At 53.2% G+C, this 21,553-nt stretch carries 22 protein-coding genes; 16 read left to right on the forward strand and 6 right to left on the reverse strand.

The window, feature by feature from the left end:
- Nucleotides 1-49 precede the first annotated feature (49 nt).
- The 14 genes from L2097_RS14930 to L2097_RS14990 all read left to right on the forward strand — a co-directional run bounded on the left by L2097_RS14930 (nt 50) and on the right by L2097_RS14990 (nt 12,692).
- Nucleotides 50-247 carry a DUF2065 domain-containing protein gene (locus L2097_RS14930; protein ID WP_039077811.1) on the forward strand — a complete coding sequence of 66 codons (198 nt, stop codon included), beginning with the start codon at nt 50-52 and terminating at the stop codon, nt 245-247.
- A gap of 103 nt (nt 248-350) precedes the next feature.
- Nucleotides 351-1,649 (forward strand): adenylosuccinate synthase, encoded by a 1,299-nt coding sequence (gene purA / locus L2097_RS14935; protein WP_047372094.1) that lies wholly within the window; start codon nt 351-353, stop codon nt 1,647-1,649.
- Between the two features lie 150 nt (nt 1,650-1,799).
- The gene (nsrR, locus tag L2097_RS14940; RefSeq protein ID WP_047372093.1) at nt 1,800-2,225 is read left to right on the forward strand and encodes a nitric oxide-sensing transcriptional repressor NsrR; all 426 of its coding nucleotides are present in this window, start codon (nt 1,800-1,802) and stop codon (nt 2,223-2,225) included.
- 37 nt (nt 2,226-2,262) lie between these two features.
- On the forward strand, nt 2,263-4,695 hold the full coding sequence (gene rnr, locus L2097_RS14945; RefSeq protein WP_085005173.1) for a ribonuclease R: 2,433 nt from the start codon (nt 2,263-2,265) through the stop codon (nt 4,693-4,695).
- A gap of 221 nt (nt 4,696-4,916) precedes the next feature.
- Nucleotides 4,917-5,933, forward strand: coding sequence for a D-cysteate sulfo-lyase (cuyA, locus tag L2097_RS14950; RefSeq protein WP_085005174.1), 1,017 nt, complete (start codon nt 4,917-4,919; stop codon nt 5,931-5,933).
- Nucleotides 5,926-6,651 carry a cysteate racemase gene (gene cuyB / locus L2097_RS14955; RefSeq protein ID WP_047373416.1) on the forward strand — a complete coding sequence of 242 codons (726 nt, stop codon included), beginning with the start codon at nt 5,926-5,928 and terminating at the stop codon, nt 6,649-6,651. Before cuyA ends, cuyB begins: the two co-directional genes overlap by 8 nt.
- A 74-nt stretch (nt 6,652-6,725) precedes the next feature.
- The gene (locus L2097_RS14960) at nt 6,726-7,727 is read left to right on the forward strand and encodes a taurine ABC transporter substrate-binding protein (protein ID WP_250353188.1); all 1,002 of its coding nucleotides are present in this window, start codon (nt 6,726-6,728) and stop codon (nt 7,725-7,727) included.
- The gene (locus L2097_RS14965; protein WP_085005176.1) at nt 7,724-8,494 is read left to right on the forward strand and encodes an ABC transporter permease; all 771 of its coding nucleotides are present in this window, start codon (nt 7,724-7,726) and stop codon (nt 8,492-8,494) included. The genes L2097_RS14960 and L2097_RS14965 overlap by 4 nt, the downstream gene beginning before the upstream one ends.
- Entirely contained in the window at nt 8,494-9,270 is a 777-nt protein-coding gene (locus L2097_RS14970) for an ABC transporter ATP-binding protein (protein ID WP_250353189.1), read from the forward strand. Before L2097_RS14965 ends, L2097_RS14970 begins: the two co-directional genes overlap by 1 nt.
- Nucleotides 9,271-9,360: 90 nt before the next feature.
- Complete coding sequence (rlmB, locus tag L2097_RS14975) at nt 9,361-10,092, forward strand: 23S rRNA (guanosine(2251)-2'-O)-methyltransferase RlmB (RefSeq protein ID WP_047372088.1); 732 nt, start codon at nt 9,361-9,363, stop codon at nt 10,090-10,092.
- 135 nt (nt 10,093-10,227) lie between these two features.
- A complete protein-coding gene (locus tag L2097_RS25785; RefSeq protein WP_350029006.1) occupies nt 10,228-10,449 on the forward strand; it encodes a DUF2170 family protein in 222 nt (73 codons plus the stop codon).
- A 9-nt stretch (nt 10,450-10,458) separates the two neighbouring features.
- Nucleotides 10,459-10,857 (forward strand): DUF350 domain-containing protein, encoded by a 399-nt coding sequence (locus L2097_RS14980; RefSeq protein WP_250353190.1) that lies wholly within the window; start codon nt 10,459-10,461, stop codon nt 10,855-10,857.
- A gap of 9 nt (nt 10,858-10,866) precedes the next feature.
- Complete coding sequence (locus L2097_RS14985; RefSeq protein WP_142516806.1) at nt 10,867-11,523, forward strand: DUF1190 domain-containing protein; 657 nt, start codon at nt 10,867-10,869, stop codon at nt 11,521-11,523.
- A gap of 2 nt (nt 11,524-11,525) precedes the next feature.
- A complete protein-coding gene (locus L2097_RS14990; protein WP_250353191.1) occupies nt 11,526-12,692 on the forward strand; it encodes a glutathionylspermidine synthase family protein in 1,167 nt (388 codons plus the stop codon).
- Between the two features lies 1 nt (nt 12,693).
- Here the strand turns inward: L2097_RS14990 and L2097_RS14995 are convergent, their stop codons facing one another.
- The gene (locus L2097_RS14995; protein WP_047372084.1) at nt 12,694-14,019 is read right to left on the reverse strand and encodes an MFS transporter; all 1,326 of its coding nucleotides are present in this window, start codon (nt 14,017-14,019) and stop codon (nt 12,694-12,696) included.
- A gap of 138 nt (nt 14,020-14,157) precedes the next feature.
- Here L2097_RS14995 and L2097_RS15000 point away from each other — a divergent pair, with 138 nt between their 5' ends.
- Complete coding sequence (locus L2097_RS15000) at nt 14,158-15,777, forward strand: isovaleryl-CoA dehydrogenase (protein ID WP_250353192.1); 1,620 nt, start codon at nt 14,158-14,160, stop codon at nt 15,775-15,777.
- Here L2097_RS15000 and L2097_RS15005 read toward each other — a convergent pair.
- The 3 genes from L2097_RS15005 to bsmA form a co-directional block, all read right to left on the reverse strand.
- A complete protein-coding gene (locus tag L2097_RS15005; RefSeq protein WP_250353193.1) occupies nt 15,774-17,708 on the reverse strand; it encodes a methyl-accepting chemotaxis protein in 1,935 nt (644 codons plus the stop codon). The two genes, L2097_RS15000 and L2097_RS15005, sit on opposite strands and share 4 nt — an antisense overlap.
- Before the next feature lie 171 nt (nt 17,709-17,879).
- The gene (gene yjfN / locus L2097_RS15010) at nt 17,880-18,155 is read right to left on the reverse strand and encodes a DUF1471 family protease activator YjfN (RefSeq protein WP_039077798.1); all 276 of its coding nucleotides are present in this window, start codon (nt 18,153-18,155) and stop codon (nt 17,880-17,882) included.
- A gap of 131 nt (nt 18,156-18,286) precedes the next feature.
- A complete protein-coding gene (gene bsmA / locus L2097_RS15015; RefSeq protein ID WP_250353194.1) occupies nt 18,287-18,616 on the reverse strand; it encodes a biofilm peroxide resistance protein BsmA in 330 nt (109 codons plus the stop codon).
- A 187-nt stretch (nt 18,617-18,803) separates the two neighbouring features.
- Here bsmA and yjfP point away from each other — a divergent pair, with 187 nt between their 5' ends.
- Nucleotides 18,804-19,553: an esterase gene (yjfP, locus tag L2097_RS15020; RefSeq protein WP_250353195.1), complete on the forward strand. Its 750-nt coding sequence runs from the start codon at nt 18,804-18,806 to the stop codon at nt 19,551-19,553.
- Between the two features lie 12 nt (nt 19,554-19,565).
- On the opposite strand, the gene ulaR is transcribed toward yjfP, so the two are convergent.
- Nucleotides 19,566-20,321, reverse strand: a complete 756-nt coding sequence (gene ulaR, locus L2097_RS15025; protein WP_250353196.1) for an HTH-type transcriptional regulator UlaR — start codon at nt 20,319-20,321, stop codon at nt 19,566-19,568.
- A 120-nt stretch (nt 20,322-20,441) separates the two neighbouring features.
- Nucleotides 20,442-21,506, reverse strand: a complete 1,065-nt coding sequence (gene ulaG / locus L2097_RS15030) for an L-ascorbate 6-phosphate lactonase (protein WP_250353197.1) — start codon at nt 21,504-21,506, stop codon at nt 20,442-20,444.
- Between the last annotated feature and the right edge of the window lie 47 nt (nt 21,507-21,553).

A 21,553-nucleotide genomic window follows, 5' to 3' on the forward strand; every position in this document is an offset into this window, starting at 1 on the left:
AACCACCGGCCTCATCAGGACGGTGGTTTTCTTTTTATAAGGATAAAAAATGAACGCAACAATCTGGCTGGCACTGGCGCTCGTGCTGGTATTTGAAGGTCTCGGTCCGATGCTGTATCCCCGAGCCTGGCGGCGAATGATTGCCACGATGAGCACATTGCCAGATAACCTGCTGCGTCGCTTCGGAGGGGGTCTTGTGGTCGCCGGTATCGTTATCTACTACATGTTGAGGAAAACGATTGGCTGATCAAAAAACGGTCGGATTTGCCTCATTTTGGGTACAAAAAGTGCTGTATATCTGAAAAAGCGATGGTAGAATCCATTTTTAAGCAAACGGTGATTTTGAAAAAATGGGTAACAACGTCGTCGTACTGGGCACCCAATGGGGTGACGAAGGTAAAGGGAAGATTGTTGATCTTCTGACTGAACGGGCTAAATATGTTGTTCGCTACCAGGGCGGTCACAACGCAGGCCATACTCTCGTAATCAACGGTGAAAAAACCGTCCTCCATCTTATTCCATCAGGCATTCTTCGTGAAAATGTGACCAGCATCATCGGTAACGGTGTTGTGCTGTCTCCGGCTGCGCTGATGAAAGAGATGAAAGAACTGGAAGACCGTGGTATCCCGGTTCGTGAACGTCTGCTGCTCTCCGAAGCATGCCCGCTGATCCTTGATTATCACGTCGCGCTCGATGTGGCACGTGAGAAAGCGCGCGGTGCAAAAGCTATCGGCACCACCGGTCGTGGTATCGGACCTGCTTATGAAGACAAAGTTGCTCGCCGCGGTCTGCGTGTGGGTGATCTGTTCGACAAAGCGACCTTTGCTGACAAACTGAAAGAAGTGATGGAATATCACAACTTCCAGCTGGTGAATTTCTATAAAGTTGAAGCGGTTGACTACCAGAAAGTGCTGGACGATGTCATGGCGATTGCCGACATCCTCACTGCCATGGTGGTTGATGTTTCCGATCTGTTGGATCAGGCGCGTAAGCGTGGCGACTTCGTCATGTTCGAAGGCGCGCAGGGTACGCTGCTCGATATCGACCACGGTACTTATCCGTATGTAACCTCGTCTAACACCACCGCAGGCGGCGTGGCAACCGGCTCTGGCCTTGGCCCGCGTTACGTTGATTACGTACTGGGTATCATCAAAGCTTACTCCACACGCGTGGGTGCGGGTCCGTTCCCGACGGAACTGTTCGATGATATCGGCGAGTTCCTGTGCAAACAGGGTAACGAGTACGGTGCAACCACGGGTCGCCGTCGTCGTACCGGCTGGCTGGACTCTGTTGCCGTGCGTCGTGCCGTACAGATCAACTCCCTGTCTGGCTTCTGCCTGACCAAGCTGGATGTTCTGGACGGTCTGAAAGAAGTGAAGATCTGTGTTGCTTACCGTATGCCGGATGGCCGCGAAGTGACGACGACTCCGCTGGCAGCAGACAACTGGGAAGGTATTGAGCCGATTTATGAAACCATGCCGGGCTGGTCTGAATCGACCTTTGGCGTGAAAGAGCGTAGCGGGTTACCGCAAGCGGCGTTGAATTACATCAAACGCATTGAAGAACTGACGGGTGTACCGATCGATATTATCTCTACCGGTCCGGACCGCACAGAAACTATGATCCTGCGCGACCCATTCGACGCGTAATGATCCCGGGGCTTGCCTGGCAGGCCCCACTCTTCCTGCTTTTTTCCCCTTCAGTTCAAATAAATTAGCGGCATTCCTGTTGGCTGGTTTATCATCAATAGAGTCAATACCTGTAGGTATCTCACCTTTCTTCCTTTTACTGAGGTAGATGTGCAGTTAACAAGTTTTACGGATTACGGATTACGCGCGCTGATTTACATGGCTTCTTTGCCGGAAGGAAAGATGACCAGCATTACCGAGGTCACTGAAATTTATGGCGTGTCCCGTAATCATATGGTCAAAATAATCAATCAACTTAGTCGTGAAGGTTACGTTGCTGCCGTCAGAGGAAAAAATGGCGGGATTCGTCTTGGTCGGGCAGCGAAAGATATCTGCATTGGCGATGTCGTGCGTGACCTGGAACCCCTGGCGCTGGTTAACTGCAGCAGTGAGTTTTGCCATATCACTTCCGCCTGCCGCCTTAAGCGGGCGCTTTCTAAGGCTGTGCAAAGTTTTCTCAAGGAGCTGGATAACTACACGCTGGCCGATTTGGTTGAAGAGAATCAACCGCTTTACAAATTATTGCTGGTGGACTGAAAACATCGCCACCAGAGATGACAACGGAGGAACCGCTATGTCACACGATCCTTTCCTGGAACGCGAAGCTGAAAAATACACAAACCCCATCCCCAGCCGCGAATTTATCCTCGAACATTTAACAAAACGCGAAAAACCGGCCAGCCGTGAAGAGCTGGCGATTGAACTCAATATCGAAGGCGAAGAGCAAAACGAAGCACTGCGCCGTCGCCTGCGCGCCATGGAGCGTGACGGGCAACTGGTCTTTACCCGCCGTCAGTGTTACGCCCTGCCAGAACGCCTTGATTTGCTCAAAGGAACGGTTATCGGCCACCGCGATGGCTATGGCTTCCTGCGCGTAGAGGGCCGCAAAGACGATCTGTACCTCTCCAGCGAACAGATGAAAATGTGTATCCACGGCGATCAGATTCTGGCTCAGCCGCTGGGTGCTGACCGTAAAGGCCGTCGTGAAGCGCGCGTTGTGCGTATTCTGGTGCCAAAAACCAGCCAGATTGTCGGCCGCTACTTTACCGATGCGGGCGTCGGCTTTGTGGTGCCAGATGACAGCCGTCTGAGCTTCGACATCCTGATCCCGCCAGAAGAGATCATGGGCGCACGCATGGGGTTTGTGGTGGTGGTTGAACTCACCCAACGCCCGACCCGTCGCACTAAAGCCATCGGTAAAATCGTTGAAGTGCTAGGCGATAACATGGGTACCGGCATGGCTGTTGATATGGCGCTGCGAACTCATGAAATCCCGTATGTCTGGCCGCCTGCGGTTGAAAAACAGGTTTCAGGGCTGAAAGAGCAGGTGCCGGAAGAGGCCAAAGTGGGCCGCATAGACCTGCGTTCCTTGCCACTGGTCACCATCGATGGTGAAGATGCCCGCGACTTCGACGACGCCGTTTATTGTGAGAAAAAACGCGGCGGCGGCTGGCGCCTGTGGGTTGCTATTGCCGATGTCAGCTATTACGTCCGTCCTGGCACACCGCTCGACGACGAGGCGCGTAGTCGCGGTACATCGGTCTATTTCCCTTCTCAGGTCGTACCGATGCTGCCGGAAGTGCTCTCCAATGGTCTCTGCTCACTTAACCCGCAGGTTGACCGTCTGTGTATGGTTTGTGAAATGACCATCTCGGCAAGGGGTCGTCTGACAAGCTACACCTTCTACGAAGCGGTAATGAGCTCCCATGCCCGTCTGACCTATAACAAGGTCTGGCATATACTGCAGGGCGATCAGGATCTGCGCGAGCAGTATGCGCCGCTGGTTAAGCACATCGAAGAGCTGCACAACCTCTATAAAGTTCTTGATGCCTCCCGTGCCGAACGTGGCGGTATCTCTTTTGAGAGCGAAGAGGCGAAGTTTATCTTCAACGCCGAGCGTCGTATTGAGCGCATTGAGCAAACTCAGCGTAATGATGCCCATAAATTGATTGAAGAGTGCATGATCCTCGCGAATATCTCAGCAGCGCGTTTCGTTGAGAAAGAGGATGAGCCCGCGCTGTTCCGTATCCACGACAAGCCAACGACTGAAGCGATCACTTCTTTCCGTACCGTCCTGGCGGAGTTGGGCCTGGAGCTACCGGGCGGTAACAAACCCGAGCCGCGCGATTATGCTGAACTGCTGGAGTCCATCGCCGATCGTCCCGATCATGAGATGCTTCAAACTATGCTGCTGCGATCCATGAAGCAGGCGGTCTACGATCCGGAAAATCGCGGTCACTTCGGCCTGGCGCTGCAATCCTACGCGCACTTTACCTCGCCGATCCGCCGTTATCCTGACCTGTCGCTGCACCGAGCCATCAAATATCTGCTGGCGAAAGATGAAGGCCATACCGGCAACAGCACCGAAACCGGCGGCTGGCATTACTCTATGGAAGAGATGCTGCAGCTGGGCCAGCACTGTTCAATGACCGAACGTCGCGCGGATGAAGCAACCCGCGAAGTCTCTGACTGGCTGAAATGCGACTTTATGCAGGACCAGGTGGGTAACACCTTTTCCGGCGTCATCGCCAGTGTTACCGGTTTTGGTTTCTTTGTCCGTCTGGATGACCTGTTTATTGATGGCCTGGTGCACGTCTCCACGCTGGATAACGACTACTATCGCTTCGATCAGGTTGGTCAGCGTTTGATTGGTGAATCGGGCGGCCAGACCTACCGTCTGGGCGACAAAGTGCAGGTTCGTGTGGAAGCGGTCAATATGGACGAGCGCAAAATCGACTTCTCGCTGATCTCCAGTGAACGTGGTCCGCGCAATGTCGGTAAAACCGCACGCGAAAAGGCGAACAAAGGCAACGGTGCGAAACCGTCGGGTAAACGTCGTCAGACCGGTAAGAAAGTCAATTTCGAACCCGACAGCGCATTTCGGAAAGCCAAAGGCTCAGCGAAACCGAAGAAAGAAAAAAGCGCCAAAAAGCCGTCCGCGAAGACGCAAAAAATCGCCGCAGCGACCAAAGCGAAACGCGCCGCTAAAAAGAAAGTAGCTGAATAAGCCGTCCTGAAATACCGTCTAATAACCCCTCTCAATGCAGAGGGGTTATTCTTTTTTAACGTAATATATTCTCTCGGGTAATAGAAATCGCCATCCGGAAGGTTATTTCTCTGACTTAGCTAAATTGTGAAAATCGATATTTATTATTGGTGATTAGCGCTCAGAATCAGATGTGTATAGTGACTCCCATCCGTTATTCGCTTATTTAGCAAGGAGTCGTTATGCATCTGGCGCGCTTTCCCCGACTTTCACTCGGTCATTTTCCCACCCCTCTGGAGCCTCTGAATAATCTTTCTGCCTTATTGGGTGGTCCGAAAATATGGATCAAACGCGATGATGCAACAGGGCTTGCCAGTGGCGGAAATAAGACCCGTAAGCTGGAATTCCTGCTGGCCGATGCGCTGGCGAAAAACGCCGATATCGTGATTACCCAGGGGGCAACGCAATCGAACCACGTACGCCAGACCATCGCCGGGGCGGCAAAACTTGGTCTTGCTGCCAAAGTGCTGCTGGAAAAACGCGTCACTGACTTTGGCGAAGACTATCAACGTTCCGGCAACATTCTGCTGGATGATTTGCTGGGCGGCGAAATCGTTGCCCATCTGCCGGGCGGCACGGATATGCAACAGGCAATGGAAGAGTATGCCGCGACGCTGCGTGAGCAAGGGCATAATCCCTACATCATTCCCGGTGGTGGTTCAAACCCCATTGGCGCACTGGGCTACGTCGCCTGCGCCGAAGAGCTTCTTTACCAGTCTTCTCAGTTACGCTTGCGTATCGATCACGTTGTGCACGCCACAGGCAGCACGGGTACACAAGCCGGGCTGGTTGCCGGGTTTACTGCCACCAATAGCCAGGTGCCGGTTCTGGGGATTAGCGTTCGCGCGCCGAAGGCGAAGCAGGAAGAGAATGTCTGGAATCTGGCTTCACGCACGCTGGCGTTGCTGGGGGTGCCTGGTGAGTTGCCGCGCGAGGCGGTGGTGGCGAACAGCGATTACGTGGGGGACGGCTACGGACTGCCGACCGAGAGTATGCTGGAAGCCCTGACCCTGTTTGCCCGCCACGAAGGCATTCTGCTCGACCCGGTCTATTCCGGGAAGGGGGCTGCCGGGCTTATCGACCTGATTCGGAAAGGGCATTTCCATAAGGATGAGAACGTGGTGTTTATCCATACCGGTGGCTCGGTTGGCCTGTTTGGCTATCGCCAGGTGCTGGAGGCGCATGCCCGCCATGGCTAAACCCTTTTTACTCGGCGTGCTGGGCGGCATGGGGCCGCTCGCCACGCTCGACTTTCAGCACAAATTGCTCGACGCCACGCCGGCGCAGAGCGATCAACACCATTTGCCGTCGGTAGTGTGGAATGTGCCGCAAATTGCTGACCGGCAAAAGGCGCTGGCCGGGGTTGGCCCGTCGCCGTTACCTCAGCTTCTTGAAGGTATTGAAAAATTGAATCAGGCAGGGGCGAGCCATATCGCTATCCCCTGCAACACCGCGCACCACTGGTACTCGCAACTGAGCGCCGCCAGCGATGCGCCCATTCTGCACATCGTGGATGCTACCCTGGACGCACTGTTAACGTCGGCTAAAAAACCTGAACGTGTCGGCATTATTGCCACCAAAGGGACGCTGGATGCCGGCTGGTATCAGCAACGTCTTGCGGCTCAGGGGATTGAATCCATTACGCCCACCGAAGACGAACTGGCGGAGTGGTTTGTGCCCGGCTGCTATGCCGTGAAGCGCGGCAAACTGGCTGAGGGGGGAGAACTGCTCGCATTGCAGGCGCAGGCGCTGATGGCGCGCGGCGCGCAGCAACTGGTGCTGGCCTGCACGGAAGTCCCGGTGGCGCTGCGTGCTGTCGATGCGCCGTTCCTGTCGCTCACTCATGACCCCGCACAATCGCTGGCTGAACGATGTTCCCGCCTCTGGCAGGACCATCGTCTTACGCAACTGGCATAAATAAAGCGCTTTAATTGACTATTTTCTCCTGTTTTGCAGGAGAAATGATATGCATTGACCTCAAGGAAAAAGAAATGAAAAAAACGATCGGCGTATTACTCGCAGCAGGCAGCCTGTGGGCCAATATCAGTATGGCCGCTACGCCTTCTGAAGTTCGCGTCGCCTATAGCGGCGGCTCGCAGGTATTAATGCTGGCAAAAGCCGATGGCTCTTTAGATAAGGCATTACACAGCCCGGTGAAATGGGTGCAATTCGCCTCCGGTGCGGATGCGCTTAATTATTTCGCCAGCAATGCGATTGATATTGCCAATTTCGGCTCCAGTCCGGCAACGGCAGGTATTGTCCGTAAATTGCCTGTAGAGATTATTGGTGTCTCCGGTGTGATTGCCAGTTATGAACGTTTAATTGGTAAAGAGGGCATCAACAATATTAAAGATATTGAAGGCAAACGCGTGGCTTACCCGCCTAACTCCACCGCAGCCTATGCGCTGGAAGCGGCAATCAGCGTCAATAAACTCGATCGCAGCAAAATTACTTTGCTGCCTTTACGCCCGGCAGAGATGGTGGCAGCGTGGAAACGCGGCGACATTGATGCAGGTTACGTCTGGGCACCGTTTGCTCAGGAGCTGGAATCTTCCGGCGGTCATCAGGTTTTCGCCACCAAAGACCTGCAAAAAGATGGCTACCTGATTTACAACAACTACGTGGTACGTAAGGCCTTTGCCGAGCAGTACCCGGAAGCGGTAACCGCCTTCCTGCGCGTGCACCAGCAGAAAGTCGATGAATTTAAGAAAGACCCGGAAAGCGCAGCCGCCATTGTGGCGAAAGAAGTCGGTGCTCCGATCACCACCGCCGCCAATACCCTGGGCGGGCTGGAATACCCAACGCTTGCTGAGCAGGGCACCGCGGCCTGGCTGGGTAATGGCACCGACACCACCCACAGCGGCATTGGCAAAGCGCTGACCAAAACGTCCAGTTTCCTTGCTGGCATTGGTGAAATTCGTAAGCAGGATATCCCGCAAAACTGGGATGCCGCGATTAATTCCCATTACATCCGCGACGCGGCGGCAAAATGAGAGTAAGTCAGCATATCGCCATCAGCGTGCTGTCGGTGGCGATCTTTTTTGCACTCTGGCAGTTGGCGGCCACCCGGCAATGGGTGGACCCGCTGCTGTTGCCTTCGCTCACCGATATTGGCCTCACGGCAGAAGAACTGCTGGCAGACGGCTACCGCCAGGTGCCGCTCTGGCAGCACGTAGCGGTGAGCCTGGCCCGCGCCCTGAGCGCTTTTGCCGTCGCCATTGTGCTGGGCATCCCGCTCGGGCTGTTGATGGGGCTTTCGCCGGGTTTGTCCGCGGTGCTTAACCCGTTTGTGCAGTTTCTGCGTCCGCTGCCAAAAATCGCACTGATCCCGCTGGCGGTGGTCTGGCTGGGGATTGGTGAGGCCTCGAAATTTTTCCTGATTTTTATCGCCACCTTCCTGAGCGTCGTGGTGGGGGCGTCGGCGGCGGTAGAGCGCATCGGGCGGGCACGGATTCGCGTCGCCCAGACGCTGGGGGCGAACAAAGGGCAGATTTTCCTGCGCGTAGTGCTCCCTGACGCGCTACCGGATCTCTTTACCACCGTCAGGCTCTCCATCGGCATTGGCTGGACGTCGCTGATTGCCGCCGAAATGGTGGCTGCCAGCTCCGGCCTCGGCTGGATGGTGATTAACGCCAGCTCTTACTTACGTACTGATATCGTCATGCTCGGCATTCTGCTGCTGGGCGGGACGGGTTATTTACTGGATTTGATCCTGTTGGGACTGCAACGCCTGTTTGTCCCGTGGGCGGGGAAAGAATAATGAGTGCCATTGCGCTTGAAAACGTCTCCCTCTCCTTTGCCGCCAAACCGCAGCCGTTTACGGTGCTGGAGGAGATCAATCTCACCCTCGACAAAGGGGAATTTGTGGTGCTGCTGGGGCCATCGGGCTGCGGCAAATCCACCATCCTTAATCTGGTCGCCGGGTTTACCAAACCGGACAGCGGACGCGTACTGGCGAGCGGCAAACTCGTGCAGCAGCCGGGTCCGGAGCGCGGCATGATCTTCCAGCAACCGAATCTGTTCCCGTGGTTGTCGGTACTGGAGAACGTCACCTTTGGCCCGCGCCTGGGCCGCTATCAAAAAGAAGAGGTCAACGCGCGGGCGCTGGATTGGCTCAATCGCGTTGGTCTGAAAGGTTTTGAACAGCATGCGCCCTGGCAACTTTCCGGTGGCATGAAACAGCGTGTGGCGCTGGCCCGTGCCTGGCTGCCGGGGCCGGAAGTGCTGCTGCTGGATGAACCCTTCGGCGCGCTGGATGCACAAACCCGCCTGATGATGCAGGAGCTGCTGCGCGAGGCCTGGCTGACGACGCAGACCACGCTGCTGTTTGTGACCCACGATGTGGAAGAGGCGCTGTTTCTGGCCGATCGCATCCTGGTGATGTCGGCGAAACCGGGAAAGATCGTCGAAGAGATTATCCTGCCCTTTAGTCGCGAACGCGACATCGAAACGCTGGCGGAGCACCCGCAGTACGGCGAAATCAAGCAACACGTCCTTCATCGCGTGCGCCAGGAGGCGAAACGCCATCTTAGTTGATTCGATCTGGGGCGTCTGTCGGTTATAATGGGCGATGTGATTATCTGAACCTTTTCAACCCGGCGATATCGCCTCAAATGAGTACCCTTAATGAGTGAAATGATTTACGGCATCCATGCGGTGCAGGCCCTGCTGGAACGCGCGCCAGAGCGTTTTCAGGAAGTGTTTATTCTTAAGGGGCGCGAAGACAAACGTCTGCTGCCCCTGATCCACGCGCTGGAAGCGCAGGGTGTCGTGATTCAGGTCGCTAACCGTCAATATCTGGATGAAAAAAGCGAAGGCGCGGTGCATCAGGGCATTATTGCCCGTGTGAAGCCGGGTCGCCAGTATCAGGAAAACGATCTGCCGGACCTGATCGCCAGCCTCGAACAGCCCTTCTTCCTGATCCTCGATGGCGTCACCGATCCCCATAACCTCGGCGCCTGCCTGCGTAGCGCCGATGCTGCTGGTGTCCATGCGGTGATCGTGCCGAAAGATAAATCGGCTCAACTGAATGCGACCGCTAAAAAAGTGGCCTGCGGTGCGGCGGAGAACGTCCCGCTGATCCGTGTGACCAACCTGGCGCGCACCATGCGTCTGCTACAGGAAGAGAACATCTGGATTGTCGGCACCGCCGGTGAAGCAGATCATACCCTGTTCCAGAGCAAAATGACCGGCCCAATGGCGCTGGTGATGGGCGCCGAAGGCGAAGGCATGCGTCGTCTGACCCGTGAGCACTGCGATGAACTGATCAGCATTCCGATGGCGGGTAGCGTGTCGTCGCTGAACGTGTCGGTCGCCACTGGTATTTGTCTGTTCGAAGCGGTACGTCAGCGCAGCTAAATGGTGTTGGAAAAACCACCCGAATGGGTGGTTTTTTAAATCAGATGGCTGTTAATGTTATCTTTGCGTGTTATTTTAATACTGTTATGACATGGTTCAATTCAGACAGGATGTTAAAATATGTCATGGTCAAAGATGTCGTTTTACAACGTATTATTAAAATACTCAACTTTAAATATCGTTCTAAAAAATAACCGTGATTTTTTTATCCTCGTAATGAGGAATTACGGTGAATTGCAATTAAATATACTGCTGGTATCCTGCCAAATAATGATTGAAACATATATTTTTCCGGTTAAGTTAACTCGACAACCTGAGAAATTCAACGCGTTTTTATTGCGTAGATTAGTTTGCTAAGGAAAAAGAATGCATACCGTTGATGCTTTGTTGGCTTTTTGCTCGTATTTCTTTATCGGTACAGCAATGGCAATCTGTTTTTTGTTTATATACTCGCGCATAACCCAACATGATGAATGGGGTTTGATTAAAAATAATAATATTGCAGCTTCGCTCTCATTATCCGGTTCGCTACTCGGCTATGTGGTCCCTTTATCTAGCGCAGCGATTAATTCAGTCAGTATTCCAGATTATTTAATTTGGGGTGTTATTGCACTGATTGTCCAGCTCTTAATATATGCTGGTGTGCGGTTATATATGCCAAGGTTTAGTGATTATATTGTCGATAATAACGTCGCAGTAGGTTTTTTTATGGGTGGCGCAGCGCTGGCAGGTGGTATTTTCAACGCTGCCTGCATGACATGGTAATGAATGATCATGGGCAGAAAAATAAAATCAAAGAGTAACGATAATTCGCCAGCACAGGTTCGGTTTAAAAATTATGGTAATGGCGAAACGATCGACTCACAGACGAGAGAACGAAAAAGTGCCAGCTACCTGACGCTGGCGATTATGGGTGGTGCCGCCTTCTTCGTGCTCAAAGGTTGTGAGGATGGTAACGCAGACAACGAGGGTGACGGCGTATTTTATTCCTCGCCGCAAGACTGCATTAAAAAAGGTAACAGCGCTCAGTTATGCACCGATGCCTGGAACAGTGCCAAAACAACGTTTGAAAATGAACTGCCAAAAAATATGTCGCAGGAGGATTGCTCCCGACAATATGGGCAGTGTTATTACAACAACGTGGGGCAGAGTTGGACACCCGTACTGGCAGGCTTTCTGCTAAGCCAGGTGGTACGTGAAAACCGTGATGACAAGGATACTAACACCAGCACCAACACCAGCAGTGTCGGTGGGGGAGGCGGCTATAGCTCGCGTGCAGTCTGGAATACCGCATCAGGCGATTATGCCTGGCGTTCTGACAGTAAAAAATCCGCTGACAACCGCTATGGCATAACAGTCCGAAAAGCGACCACTGTTGCACGCGGTGGCTATGGGCGCTCTTCAGGTCTACGTGGAAGTTGGGGAGGATAACCATGTTGCGACATGATGTACCTGTTCGTCCGGAACTGGATAAGATCGCCCACGACCACGGTTTCGATTTTCATATCATTGATGATGAAATTTACTGGGACGAAAGCCGTGCTTATCGTTTTACCCTACGGCAAATTGAAGATCAGATCGAAAAGCCAACGGCCGAGCTACACCAGATGTGTCTGGAGGTTGTGGATCGGGCGATAAAAGATGATGCATTACTGGAACAACTGGCTATTCCGTCGTTGTACTGGGATGCTATTGCTGAAAGCTGGCGTAACAACGATCCCTCGTTGTATGGCCGGATGGATTTTGTCTGGTGTGGTAAAGATCCCGTCAAGCTGCTGGAATATAACGCGGATACGCCAACCTCGCTGTACGAGTCGGCTTATTTTCAGTGGATCTGGATGGAAGAGTCTCGACGTAGCGGTGTTATCCCGCGTGATGCCGATCAGTTTAACGCTATTCAGGACAAATTGATCGCTCGTTTTAATGCATTGCGGCGCGAAGAGCCTCTCTATTTTTGTTGCTGCAAAGGCACGGAAGAAGATCGCGGTACGGTGTTTTACCTTGAAGATTGTGCTCGTCAGGCAGGATTAGATACACGCTTTATTTATATTGAAGATCTGGGATTAGGTGTTGGCGGCGTACTGACAGACCTCGACGATAACGTTATTCGCCAGGCATTTAAACTATACCCGCTTGAGTGGATGATGCGTGACGAAAACGGCCCTATGCTACGTAAGCGTCATGAACAATGGATTGAGCCGTTGTGGAAAAGCATTCTGAGTAATAAGGGTCTTTTGCCATTGTTGTGGCGTTTTTTTCCGGATCATCCTAACCTGCTGCCCGCCTGGTTTGACGGTGAAACACCGGTGATTGCGCCGGGTTTCGCAGGTTGCGTGCGTAAGCCACTGTTTTCCCGTGAGGGGGGGAACGTGACGATTTTTGACAGACATAAGAATGTGATTGTCCATGAAGATGGAGATTATGCGGACGAGCCGATGATTTATCAGGCTTTCCAGCCACTCCCGCGTTTTGGCGACAGCTATACGCTGATTGGGAGCTGGGTGGTCGATGATGAAGCCGTAGGCATGGGGATCCGCGAGGATATTTCGCTTATCACCAAAGACACCTCGCGTTTTATTCCGCACTATATTGCCGGATAGCTCATCGGCTCTCCGGTGTGGTCTGGTCGTCTAACGTGCGCTGATGGTCATCCTTCCTGAGCGTCATCAGCGCAATTACACTGACCACCGCCGTTGCCATCACGTAATATGCCGGAATATCGAGATTCCCCGTTTGCTTAATCAGCCCGGTAATAATCAGTCCCGCACAGCCTGAAAAAATCGCATTCGACAGCGAATACGCCAGCCCCAGCCCGGTATAACGCACCCGTGTTGGGAACATTTCCGCCAGCATCGCAGGCCCGGGCCCTGCCAGCATACCTACCAGTCCACCCGCGATAAATACGACGCATGCTTTCACCAATAAGCTGCTGGATTCCGCCTGTAAAATTTTCAGCAGTGGCAACGCCAGAATTAGTAGCATTACTGCGGCGGTGACCATCACCGCGCGTCGCCCAATCCGATCGCTCAGCATGCCGGACGGGATAATCGTCAGGGCGAATCCGGCGTTTGAAATCACCGCAATCAATAGCGCCTGATTAAAACCCGTGTGCAACGCCGACTGAAGGTAGGTTGGCATAATGACCAGATAGGTATAGCCTGCCGCTGACCAGACCATCAGGCGGCCAATGCCGGTAATAATGGCTTTTAACGTACTGGCGAAACTGGCCGCCTGAGGTGGAGTCGACTGCGTTTGCTGGCGTACGAAACTGGGGGTCTCTTCCATGTTAACGCGAAGCCAGAGCGCAACGCCTCCCAGTGGAATGGCGATGAAAAAGGGGATGCGCCAGCCCCAGTCGTGCAGCGCTTCCGTACTCAGTAATGCTGACAACAACGCGACGACCCCGGCTCCCGCCAGAAGCCCGAGGGCGACGGTCAATGATTGCCACGCACCGTACAGCCCGCGCTTACCTTTTGGCGCAAATTCGGTCATCAGCGAGACAGCCCCGCCGTATTCCCCACCGGCAAACAGTCCCTGCAAGATCCGTAACAATGTAATGAGCAGCGGCGCGGCAACGCCAATGCTGGCATAAACTGGCACCAGGCCAATCGCCGCGGTCGCCAGCGTCATCAATACGAGGACAATAATCAGCGTCGGCTTACGGCCTATCCGGTCACCCATGCGGCCAAATACCACCGCTCCCAATGGCCGGAAGAAGAAGGCCACAGCAAATGCGGCATAGGTCAGGATCAGACTGGTGATAGCCGATTCACCTGTGAGGGTAAAAAAGTTCTTCGCAATCACCGTGGCAAGAAAGCCATAGACGGCAAACTCGTACCATTCGATAAAATTGCCGATAGAGCCTGCAATCAGCGCTCTTTTTTGTGCATACGTTGTCGTCATGGGCGTCACCGTTCCTGGTTTCATAACATTAAGCCTCGCCGCTAAGTGTGGGTAACGCAAACAGAAAGTGCCCATACGCGCCGTTTTGTGACCGCTATCGCGGGCGGAACGCCCCCCATCTGCCCATACTTACTGCCGATGCCATTGATGGAGGGCAAACAGATGCACTGGCAAACGCATACCGTTTTCAATCAACCCATCCCCCTGAATAACAGTAATCTTTTCCTTTCTGATCGAGCCCTGTATGACGCTGTTATCCGTGAAGGGGCGGCCTGGGATACGGATTTACTGGCCAGTATTGGTCAGCAATTGGGTACAGCGGAATCGCTGGAGCTCGGCAGGCTGGCTAATGCTAATCCGCCGGAACTGCTGCGTTACGACCCGACGGGGGCACGACTTGATGATGTGCGGTTTCACCCCGCCTGGCACTTGCTGATGCAAGGCCTGTGCGCCAACCGCGTTCACAACCTGGCGTGGGAAGAGGATGCGCGTAGCGGCTCGTTTGTTGCCCGCGCCGCCCGGTTTATGCTCCATGCGCAGGTGGAAGCCGGTTCGTTATGCCCTGTCACGATGACCTTTGCCGCCACGCCACTATTGCAGCATTCGCTTCCTGCCCCTTTTAAAGACTGGCTAAAACCACTGCTAAGCGACCGTTATGACCCCCATCTCGCGCCAGGCAACCAAAAGCGTGGCCTGCTGATGGGTATGGGGATGACGGAAAAACAGGGCGGTTCGGATGTGCTCAGTAATACCACGCGAGCGCAACGCAGCGGCGACAGCTATCGGCTGGTGGGGCACAAATGGTTTTTCTCAGTACCGCAGAGCGATGCGCATCTGGTGCTGGCGCAGGCAGAAGGCGGACTCTCCTGCTTTTTCGTACCGCGTTTTTTACCCGACGGTCAGCGCAATGGAGTGCGACTCGAACGCCTGAAAGACAAGCTGGGCAACCGCTCAAATGCCAGCAGCGAAGCCGAGTTCTGCGAGGCCAGCGGCTGGCTGGTCGGGGAAGAGGGTGATGGCGTGCGTCAAATCCTCAAAATGGGCGGCCTGACCCGCTTTGACTGTGCGCTGGGGAGCCACGGTCTGATGCGCCGGGCATTTTCCGTGGCGCTGTATCATGCCCATCAACGGCAGGCATTCGGGAAAAACCTCGTCGACCAGCCCATGATGCGGGAAGTCCTTAGTCGGATGGCGCTGCAACTGGAAGGGCAAACCGCGTTTTTATTTCGCCTTGCCCGAGCGTGGGATGGTCGCGCTACGCCGGAAGAGACGCTTTGGGCACGGTTGTTTACTCCCGTTGCGAAATTTGCGGTCTGCAAAGCGGGTATGCCATTTGTTGCCGAAGCCATGGAGGTCCTGGGCGGTATTGGCTATTGCGAAGAGAGCGAACTTCCCCGGCTATACCGGGAAATGCCGGTAAACAGTATCTGGGAGGGCTCGGGCAATATTATGTGCCTTGATGTGTTACGCGTACTGGCCAAACAGCAGGGGATCAATGAGTTGTTGCACGATGTGTTTGGCGCAGTCAAAGGCCAGGACAGGCATTTTGATCGCGCATGGCGCCAGTTACAGCAACAGTTGCGCAAGCCTCTGGAAGCGCAAGGGCGGGAAATTACCCAACAGCTGTATCTGTTAGCGACGGGGGCACAAATGTTGCAGTTCGCTTCCCCGTCGATAGCGCAAGCTTGGTGCCGGATGATGCTGGATATACGCGGCGCGTCGGTTCTGACGGAGCAGGTACAAAATGACCTGCTGCTGCGTGCCACGGGCGGTGTCGGTTAGTCCGTTTTCAGGCTAAACAGGCGGACCACCTCCGTCAAATGCGCTCCTTTTTCGCGCAGTGTGCCAGCGGTTTGCTCACTGCGCGTAACCCGTTCTGCGTTAATATGCGTGGCTTCGCCAATATGCGCCATGGCGATATTGACCTGATTAATGCCAGCCGACTGCTCATGAGAGGCGTTGTTAATCTCATTAACCAACTGGTTAATGTGGTTCATATGCGCAGTAATAGACTCCATCGCCTGTCGGGTATCGTTGGATAAGGTATGGCCCTCACGGACTTTTTTGAGTGTATCGCTGGTCAGCTCATCGATCTCTTTTACCGCATTGGCGCTGCGCGCTGCCAGCGCCCGTACTTCCTGGGCTACGACGGCAAATCCTTTACCATGTTCCCCGGCGCGAGCGGCTTCAACCGCGGCGTTAAGCGCCAGGATATTGGTCTGAAAGGCTATTGATTCAATCACATGAGTGATGTCGGCAATCCGCTGGGAGGCAGTACGAATCGCGTCCATGGTCGCCACCGCTTCTTCGACGGTGATCCCACCCTTTTGTACTTCCACGGCGGTTTCATTCACCAGCGACTGCATCTCTTCCATACTGGCGGCATTCTGCTGGAGCGTCGCGGCAAGTTGCTCCATGCTGGCTGATGTCTCCTCGACGCTGCTGGCCTGCTTGTTAATTTGCTCGCTGATTTCACTGCTGTCGGCGGCAAGCGCATTGGTACCGTGGTGAATATCGCCGGCAGATTCACGGACTTGTAAAACAATGGTATGCAAACCATTGCCGATCCCGTTGATGGCCTCAATGAGTTGCCCCACTTCGTCCTGACGTTTGATATCCAGACTGTCCCGCAGGTCGCCCGACGCGTAACGGCTGGCCAGGCCAATGGCATCACGCAGGGGGCGGGTCAACCAGCGGCGAACAATCACCACAAACAGTGCGGCAAACAGCAGAGAGAGCGCCAGCCCGGCAATCAGGAACTGGTTGCGTAACGTATTGACATCATTAAGTAATACCGCTTTATCGACTTCGCCCACCACCGTCCAGTTCCAGCCGGGCACGGTTATCCAGGAGAGCATTTGTCGATGACCATCGGGGCGCTGCTGTTCCAGCGTACCGGCAGTCTCTTGCAAAACGGTATTCAGATCGCGTTCATCCCACTGTGGACGTTTACCCTCCTCGCTGGGGTGGAACAGATAGTTACCGTAGTTCTTGCCATTATTACGATCCAGTACGTAGAAATGACCGCTATCACCAAGCTGGCGCCCGAGGATCTTACTACGCATGATCTCCCATGAGTGGGTGATGTCCACGCCGACAAATAAAATGGCTATTGTGTTGCCGCTACTGTCTTTTACCGGCTGGTATTGCGTGATGTAGCGCTTACCGAATAATAAGGCCAGCCCACGGTACGTTTCGCCTTTCAATGCCGGTGCAAAAGCCGGGCTGGCTTTGTCCAGTTTTGTGCCTATTGCACGATCGCCATTCTCTTTACGTAATGAGGTGGCAACGCGCACAAAGTCATCGCCGCTGCGCACAAACAGTGTGGCGATAGCCCCTGTGCGGGTAAGAAAGTCATCAACAAGGGTGTTGTTTTCATGAAGATCGCTGTCGCCCCCTTTCAGCAAGGGAACGCTGATACCGTTAATGTCACGGCGCTGCGACTGATCCAGGGTAACAGGCTGAGGCAAAAAACTATTGAACAGGCGGGTATAGCTTTCAACCTCTTCGCTCAGGCTACTGTTAAACATTTCTACCATATCCTGGACGCCCGTGGACTGATTATGGAGATCTTCCACCGCCAGCGTTTCCAGTTGTTGACTGGCTTTATTGCTTAACAGAAAGGTAAAAACCAGGAAAAGCACGGCTACGCTTGTACCCGTCAAAAGAGAAAGTTTAGTGCCGAGTCCAATGCGACTAAAAAAGGTGCTCATAAAATATCCGCTGAAAAGAGTGTCAGCACCTTCAACGGCAATAATTCGATAACATTTAATGTGTCAGTGTAACAAAATATTGCAAAATTGTATCTCTATGGTAAATCATTGTTAAAAATGACATAAACAAAAAAGCCACTTTTTAAAAGTGGCTTTTCGGAGGGGGACCTGTCAGGCATAAAGTATGGCCTGAACTCGCCAGTTATCTGCCCGTTGTTCTTCCTGCATCTGAATAATGCGATACCAGGATGCGCCTTGTTCGTCGGCTTTTAACGCGATGACTCGCTCCACATCTTGTGGACTTCCGGAAACATTGTTGACAGAAATCAGGCCAATTTCATTGAGCCCGGTGACGCAGTCAGCGCTCGCGAACTCTGCTGGCTGCGCTGTTATGCTGGCTAAACCTGTAGAAAGCAACAGTGAGTTTAAGGCAAGAGATCGTTTCATATCAGCTCCATTCCACGTTACCCCGACTTTTTCCAGGGCACTCCTTCGCGCGAAAATTCCATACATTCCATTGTGCACAGGCAAACATAAAAGGACGCAAAGCAGTGTAAATCTTCCTTAAACCCAGACGCTTAATGACGATACAACATCGCCCGTGCGTACCAGCGACCTGGAATTACCGTGTCATCCATCATTATGATGACGTAGTAATCTGCTTTTTCAGCGGTCGCTCTGGCTTTTATTTCATCTTCAACGTCCATAGGCGAACCCAGCACGGATACGCTAAATGCTCCCATTTCCTGCAGGTTTTGCGTCTGATTATGACTTATCTCCTGCGGATGATCGCTGACGGGCGGAGCGGGCTGTGGTTTACCTTCCAGCACACTACATCCACTCAAAAACAGCGCCACAACAAGTGCGAGAAACCAGCGCGTCATGTTTTCATGTCTCCTGATAGCCATAGTGTAGTTCCATAATAAATACGCAAGAGGGGAATGTTCCCAATTTTGCTATTGCCAACATAAGTTTCGAATGAAAATGCGATCGGCGCAGCATCTTTATCTAAAGGGTAACACTGAATAGGCAAACGCAGACTTGCAGCTTCGCAGATGTGATGGCATACCAGCACTATAGATCAAGGAGAGGCCAATGATTGAACTCGACGTACGGCATTTTGCCGGGATTGAAACCTTGCACGCGTTTCCTGCGGGCATGGGGGAACAGCCATTACCCTGTATTGTTTTTTACCACGGATTTACCTCGTCCAAACTGGTATATAGCTATTTTGCCGTGGCGCTGGCTCAGGCCGGGTTCCGGGTCGTCATGCCTGATGCTCCGGAACATGGCGCCCGGTTTGACGGCGATGAAAGTCGGCGGCTACAGCGTTTCTGGCAAATCTTGCAGGGAAATTTTGCGGAGTTTGCGGCACTGAAAGCGGCGCTGTATCAGCAGGGCTTGATTGACAATCACCGGCTCGGTGTGGGAGGTGCATCCATGGGTGGCATGACGGCGCTCGGTATTATGACGCAGTTCCCGGAGGTCAGGAGCGTTGCCTGCCTGATGGGGTCCGGCTATTTTTCCACCCTGGCGAGTACACTTTTTCCGCCGCTGGAGGTGACCACGCCGGAACAGCAGGCGGCCTTCGGTGAGATTGTCGCGCCGTTAGCAAAATGGGATGTCAGCGGGCAATTAGCACAGCTTGCCAGCCGTCCGCTTTTTCTCTGGCATGGAGAGGAGGATGATGTGGTACCCGCAACGGAAACATTACGCCTGCAACAGGCACTGACGTCTGCTCACCTGGACGGGCAGCTAACCTGCCTGTGGGAAGCCGGCGTAAAACATCGCATAACACCTACCGCCCTGACGGCCACCGTCCGCTTCTTCACTGAACATCTGTAATGACACATCTACCTACACGCGCATCACTTTAACCCCCTGATCCTCAAGTTTTTTGAGGGTTTCGGGGTTGGCCTGTTTGCCGGTAATCACCAAATCAATTTGATCGGCGTTGCTGAACAACATACCCGCACGCTCACCGACTTTGCTGCTATCCACCAGAACGACCAGTTTTCCCACCATGTTCAGCATTTTCTGTTCGGCCATGGCCGTCAGCATGTCGGTTTTATAGAGACCTTCTGCCGTCAGCCCTTTGCCACTGGTAAACATCCAGTGACCAGCATAGAGGCTATTTTCACTGCTTTGCGGGCTCAGAGTAATGGACTGCGTCTTATTGTACTGCCCGCCCATAATGACCACGCTTTCGTGTTCTTGTTCGATAAGGTAATTGGCGAGCGGTAGATAGTTAGTGATGATTTGTACCGGTTTACCGCAGATTTCGCGCCCCAACAGGAAGGCGGTTGATCCACAGTTGATCACCACGCTTTCACCGGCGCTAACCAGTTGCGATGCAGCCCTGGCGATACGCACTTTTTCGTCATGGTGGAGTGCTTCATGGATATTCATCGGCGACCAGCGTGGACGTTGCTGGCTGATGGCCTCGGCACCGTTACGCACTTTCTTAAGTTTGCCACTCTCATCCAGTTTATTGATATCGCGGCGTGCGGTTGCAGGAGAAACACCCAGGCTGGCGATCACTTCTTCAACTGTAATAAAGCCCGTCTGCGCCAGTTGATCCAGCAGTATTTGATGTCGTTGCGCTTCCGTCATGAGCTATTCCGATGATTAATGATGTGAAAAGATGATATTTGAAATAGCCTGAAATTACTAAAGATAAGTGCACGATACTGATGATAAAAAGCGGGTACACACAGGTACCCGCTCCGGTTTTTAGAGGAAAGACTTAAACGGTAAGTCGGGCTCGATAGAGAAGCAGTCATCAAAACCACGGGGGTAGTGATATTCAAAATTGTCTTTATCCACAGGCCAGGTAAATTTCCCGCCCACCTGCCAGATATAAGGCTTAAAGCCATACTGTAAGCGATCTTTTTTCATATTCCACAGAATACGAATCTCTTGTGGATCGGCCTGAAAATTTGACCAGATATCGTGGTGGAAAGGGATCACGACTTTTGCATTCAGCGCTTCAGCCATACGCAGTATGTCGGCGCTGGTCATTTTGTCGGTAATGCCGCGCGGGTTTTCGCCGTAAGAGCCCAATGCCACATCGATCTGATGCTCGTTGCCATGCTTCGCATAGTAGTTGGAATAGTGCGAGTCGCCGCTGTGGTACAGCGTACCGCCGGGTGTTTTAAAGAGATAGTTCACTGCTCGCTGATCCATGCCGTCAGGCAGTATGCCCGCTGCTTTTTGCTCTGCCGGGAGGGTAATTAATGCGGTGCGGTCGAATGCATCAAGCGCATGAATTTCAATATCTTTCACGCGAACAATATCACCCGGTTTGACGACGATACAGCGCGATTTCGGTACGCCCCAGCCAATCCATAAATCGACACAGGTTTGTGGGCCGATGAAGGGGACATCATCGGCACAGTTCTTCATGACGGCAGCAGCGACGTTGACATCAATATGATCGTTGTGATCGTGGGTGGCGAGGATGGCATCGACCTGACGGATAGCGAACGGGTCCAACACAAACGGCGTTGTGCGCAGGTTCGGCTGCAATTTTTCGACACCGGCCATGCGCTGCATCTGATGGCCTTTTTTCATCAACGGGTTACCATGACTCTGCTTGCCCGTACCGCACCAGAAATCGACACACACATTGGTATGCCCTTCTGATTTCAGCCAGATACCGGTACACCCCAGCCACCACATAGCAAAGGTGCCGGGAGCGACATGTTCCTGCTCAATTTCCTCATTAAGCCAGCTTCCCCATTCAGGAAACGTGTTCAGAATCCATGATTCCCGGGTAATGGTTTCAATCTTACTCATCGTGTCGCTCCTTACCTTTAAATCAAAATAAATCATAATGTGATAAC

Source organism: Citrobacter sp. MNAZ 1397 (genome assembly GCF_023613995.1).
GTDB classification, from domain to species: Bacteria; Pseudomonadota; Gammaproteobacteria; order Enterobacterales; family Enterobacteriaceae; genus Phytobacter; species Phytobacter ursingii.

Bases quoted from the DNA above. Each gene is read 5' to 3' on its own strand.
- L2097_RS14930 (WP_039077811.1), top strand. From the start codon at position 50: ATGAACGCAACAATCTGGCTGGCACTGGCGCTCGTGCTGGTATTTGAA.
- purA (WP_047372094.1), top strand. From the start codon at position 351: ATGGGTAACAACGTCGTCGTACTGGGCACCCAATGGGGTGACGAAGGT.
- rnr (WP_085005173.1), top strand. From the start codon at position 2,263: ATGTCACACGATCCTTTCCTGGAACGCGAAGCTGAAAAATACACAAAC.
- cuyA (WP_085005174.1), top strand. From the start codon at position 4,917: ATGCATCTGGCGCGCTTTCCCCGACTTTCACTCGGTCATTTTCCCACC.
- cuyB (WP_047373416.1), top strand. From the start codon at position 5,926: ATGGCTAAACCCTTTTTACTCGGCGTGCTGGGCGGCATGGGGCCGCTC.
- L2097_RS14960 (WP_250353188.1), top strand. From the start codon at position 6,726: ATGAAAAAAACGATCGGCGTATTACTCGCAGCAGGCAGCCTGTGGGCC.
- L2097_RS14965 (WP_085005176.1), top strand. From the start codon at position 7,724: ATGAGAGTAAGTCAGCATATCGCCATCAGCGTGCTGTCGGTGGCGATC.
- L2097_RS14970 (WP_250353189.1), top strand. From the start codon at position 8,494: ATGAGTGCCATTGCGCTTGAAAACGTCTCCCTCTCCTTTGCCGCCAAA.
- rlmB (WP_047372088.1), top strand. From the start codon at position 9,361: ATGAGTGAAATGATTTACGGCATCCATGCGGTGCAGGCCCTGCTGGAA.
- L2097_RS25785 (WP_350029006.1), top strand. From the start codon at position 10,228: ATGTCGTTTTACAACGTATTATTAAAATACTCAACTTTAAATATCGTT.
- L2097_RS14980 (WP_250353190.1), top strand. From the start codon at position 10,459: ATGCATACCGTTGATGCTTTGTTGGCTTTTTGCTCGTATTTCTTTATC.
- L2097_RS14985 (WP_142516806.1), top strand. From the start codon at position 10,867: ATGGGCAGAAAAATAAAATCAAAGAGTAACGATAATTCGCCAGCACAG.
- L2097_RS14990 (WP_250353191.1), top strand. From the start codon at position 11,526: ATGTTGCGACATGATGTACCTGTTCGTCCGGAACTGGATAAGATCGCC.
- L2097_RS14995 (WP_047372084.1), bottom strand. From the start codon at position 14,019: ATGAAACCAGGAACGGTGACGCCCATGACGACAACGTATGCACAAAAA.
- L2097_RS15000 (WP_250353192.1), top strand. From the start codon at position 14,158: ATGCACTGGCAAACGCATACCGTTTTCAATCAACCCATCCCCCTGAAT.
- L2097_RS15005 (WP_250353193.1), bottom strand. From the start codon at position 17,708: ATGAGCACCTTTTTTAGTCGCATTGGACTCGGCACTAAACTTTCTCTT.
- yjfN (WP_039077798.1), bottom strand. From the start codon at position 18,155: ATGAAACGATCTCTTGCCTTAAACTCACTGTTGCTTTCTACAGGTTTA.
- bsmA (WP_250353194.1), bottom strand. From the start codon at position 18,616: ATGGCTATCAGGAGACATGAAAACATGACGCGCTGGTTTCTCGCACTT.
- yjfP (WP_250353195.1), top strand. From the start codon at position 18,804: ATGATTGAACTCGACGTACGGCATTTTGCCGGGATTGAAACCTTGCAC.
- ulaR (WP_250353196.1), bottom strand. From the start codon at position 20,321: ATGACGGAAGCGCAACGACATCAAATACTGCTGGATCAACTGGCGCAG.
- ulaG (WP_250353197.1), bottom strand. From the start codon at position 21,506: ATGAGTAAGATTGAAACCATTACCCGGGAATCATGGATTCTGAACACG.